The organism is Paracraurococcus ruber, assembly GCF_004353985.1.
GTDB lineage: Bacteria > Pseudomonadota > Alphaproteobacteria > Acetobacterales > Acetobacteraceae > Paracraurococcus > Paracraurococcus ruber.
In genome coordinates this window covers 1-3,066 of sequence record NZ_SMOA01000434.1, presented here as the reverse complement: position 1 = coordinate 3,066, position 3,066 = coordinate 1, and the positions used below count along the sequence as shown (strand labels likewise).

Below are 3,066 nucleotides of genomic sequence, written 5' to 3'. Positions count from 1 at the left end.
CGGCCAGCCGCCGCATCGGCGCCGCGCCTGGCGCCCGCCGCGGCGCCAGCCGGGGTCACGGGCCGAACAGCTCCGCCACGGCACGCTCCACGCGGGCGCCGGCCACCGTCTCGTCCAGCGGGTTGCGGCGCAGGCGGTGGCGAAGCGCCGGCGGCGCCACCCGCCGCAGCTCCCCGTCGCCGACCTCGCCGCGGCCCTCGAGCGCCGCCAGTGCCCGGGCGGCGCGGATCAGCGTCAGCTCGCCGCGCAGCCCATCGGTGCCGAGCGCCAGGCAGAGCCGCGCCGCCCGCTCATAGGCCGCGTCCGGCACCGCCACCGCGGCCAGGCCCTGCCGCGCCGCCAGGATGCGGCCGCGCAACTCCGCCTCCGCCCCCGCCCATTGCGCGGCGAAGGCCGCGGGGTCGCGGTCGAAGGCGTCGCGGCGGCGGATGACCTCGATGCGGGTGGGCAGGTCCTCGGGCGTGCGGACCTCGACCGACAGGCCGAAGCGGTCCAGCAGTTGCGGCCGCAGCTCCCCTTCCTCCGGGTTGCCGGAGCCGACCAGCACGAAGCGGGCGGGATGGCGGACCGAAAGCCCCTCCCGCTCCACCACATTCTCGCCGGAGGCGGCGACGTCCAGCAGCAGGTCCACCAGGTGGTCCTCCAGCAGGTTCGCCTCATCGATGTAGAGGAAGCCGCGATTGGCCCGCGCGAGCAGGCCGGGCTCGAAGGCCTTCTCGCCATTCGCCAGGGCCCGCTGGATGTCGAGCGCGCCGACCACCCGGTCCTCGGTCGCGCCGAGCGGCAGGTCGACCACCGGCACCGGCGCCATGCGGCGGGGCAGCGGGCCACGGGCCAGGCGGGCGCGGCACTCCTCGCACAGCGCGCGCTCGTCGCCCGGGTCGCAGCGATAGGCGCAGCCCTCGACCACCGGGATTTCCGGCAGCAGGGCGGCCAGCGCGCGGATGGTGGTGGATTTGCCGGTGCCGCGATCGCCGAAGGCGAGGACCCCGCCGATCCCCGGGTCCACGGCGGCGACCAGGATCGCCAGCTTCATCTCGTCCTGGCCGACGATGGCCGCGAAGGGAAAGGGGACACGCTGGCTCATCGGGTCCCTTCCGGGCAGTCTCGCGTCACGCTGCGATACTCCGGCCCGGCCGGGATCGGCCGTGCCGGAGGCGGTCCGGAGCGGCTTGCATGTCCTGCCGGACACGCAAGCCGCTCAAGACCAGAATGGCAGGGCGGACCTGGGGTCCGCCCCGGCGCAGCGGCCAGCCGGCGCCGAAGGCCGACCCGCCGCCGTCCTGTGCCGCGCCGCCGGCGTCAGCCCGCGGCGACGGCCCCGGTCATCAGCCCTTGCCGCACCGCCGACCTCGGCCCGCGGCGGCGGCCCCGGCCATCAGCCCTTGGCGGCCCAGACCGCGCACCAGCCGGCCGGGTTGATGTTGCCCGAAACGATCGCGCAGGCATTCGGCGGCTGGAAATGCAGGCAGCCGTCGCAGCGCTGATTGTCCTTGGGGTGGTCCTGGTACATGACCATGGCGGGCTGGAGCTTGTCCTGCGCCTGCGCCCGGGTCGCCGCCAGCGGCGCCAGCGCCGCCAGGCCCGCCGCCTGCAGAACAGCCCGGCGTCGCTTCGCCATCGGCTTGGATTCCGTCACCTTATCCCTCCTCATTATGGGTCCGGCGGCCGCTACATTGGGGCGGTCGCGGGCTTTGCCAATCGGGCAAGGCGCGGGCGCCGGGCGGAACGGCCGCCCGGCCGCCCCGCCCGCCACACCCAAGCGGTAGCCTCGTCAGGCCGCGCGCGCCAGGGAGAAGCGCGACCAGATATCGCCGAGCGCCGAGACCAGGTGGTCGATATCGGCATCGGTATGCAGCGGGCCGGGGGTCAGCCGCAGCCGCTCCGTCCCCCGCGGCACGGTCGGGTAGTTGATCGGCTGCACGTAGATCCCGTAATGGTCAAGCAGCAAGTCACTGATCTGCTTGCAGATCACCGGGTCGCGGACCATCACCGGCACGATGTGGCTGGGGTTCTCCAGATGCGGCACCCCGATCGCATCCAGCCGGCGGCGGACCGTCGCCACCCGCTCATGCATCCGCTCCCGCTCGGCGTTGCTGGTCTTCAGGTGGCGGATGCTGGCCAGCACCCCGGCGGCCACCGCCGGCGGCACCGCTGTCGTGAAGATGAAGCCCGAGGCATAGCTGCGGACGAAGTCGCACATCGCCGCCGACCCGGCGATGTAGCCGCCGACCACCCCGAAGGCCTTGGCGAGCGTCCCCTCGATGACCGTCAGCCGGTGGGCGACGCCGTCCCGTTCCGTGATGCCGCCGCCACGCCGGCCATAGAGCCCGACCGCATGGACCTCGTCCACATAGGTCATGGCGCCGTATTCGTCGGCGATGTCGCAGAGCTCGGCGATCGGGGCGATGTCGCCATCCATGGAATAGACGCTCTCGAAGGCGACCAGCTTCGGCGTCTCCGGGTCCAGGTCCGCCAGCTTGCGGCGCAGGTCGTCCGGATCGTTATGGGCGAAAACCCGGCGTTCCGCCCGACTGTGGCGGATGCCCTCGATCATCGAGGCATGGTTCAGCTCGTCCGAGACGATGACGCAGCCCGGCATCCGGCCGGCGAGCGTCGACAGGCTCGCCCAGTTCGACATGTAGCCGGAGTTGAACAGCAGCGCCGCCTCGGTGCCGTGCAGGTCGGCCAGCTCCTGCTCCAGCAGCACATGGTAGTGGTTGGTTCCGGCGATGTTGCGGGTGCCGCCGGCGCCAGCGCCGCAGCGGTCCAGCGCCTCATGCATCGCTTCCAGCACCTTCGGGTGCTGCCCCATGCCGAGATAGTCGTTGGAGCACCAGACGGTGACGTCCTGGGTGCCGCGGGGACGGTGATGCGTCGCCTTCGGGTAGTTGCCGGCCTGGCGTTCCAGATCGGCGAAGACGCGGTATCGCCCTTCCCGGTGGAGGCTGCCGATCTGCTTGCGGAAGAACGCCTCGTAGTTCATGGAACCCCCCACTGGCCGCGAAGGCCTTGGACCCGAGCACGCCGCGCAGCCCCTGCGCGGCGGAACATTTCTTCGGCGGC

General features: G+C 72.6%; 3 protein-coding genes. All 3 read right to left on the bottom strand.

Annotation, left to right across the window (positions count from 1 at the left end; translation table 11 throughout):
• Positions 1-55: 55 nt before the first annotated feature.
• The gene (bchI, locus tag E2C05_RS30320; RefSeq protein WP_133223336.1) at positions 56-1,087 is read right to left on the bottom strand and encodes a magnesium chelatase ATPase subunit I; all 1,032 of its coding nucleotides are present in this window, start codon (positions 1,085-1,087) and stop codon (positions 56-58) included.
• A 291-nt stretch (positions 1,088-1,378) separates the two neighbouring features.
• Positions 1,379-1,639, bottom strand: coding sequence for a high-potential iron-sulfur protein (locus E2C05_RS30315; RefSeq protein ID WP_133223335.1), 261 nt, complete (start codon positions 1,637-1,639; stop codon positions 1,379-1,381).
• Positions 1,640-1,774: 135 nt separating this feature from the next.
• Positions 1,775-2,986, bottom strand: coding sequence for a 5-aminolevulinate synthase (hemA, locus tag E2C05_RS30310; RefSeq protein ID WP_133223334.1), 1,212 nt, complete (start codon positions 2,984-2,986; stop codon positions 1,775-1,777).
• Positions 2,987-3,066: the final 80 nt, after the last annotated feature.

What these genes read in the sequence shown, in the direction of transcription:
- bchI (WP_133223336.1), bottom strand. Translation starts at nt 1,087, where the DNA reads ATGAGCCAGCGTGTCCCCTTTCCCTTCGCGGCCATCGTCGGCCAGGAC.
- hemA (WP_133223334.1), bottom strand. Translation starts at nt 2,986, where the DNA reads ATGAACTACGAGGCGTTCTTCCGCAAGCAGATCGGCAGCCTCCACCGG.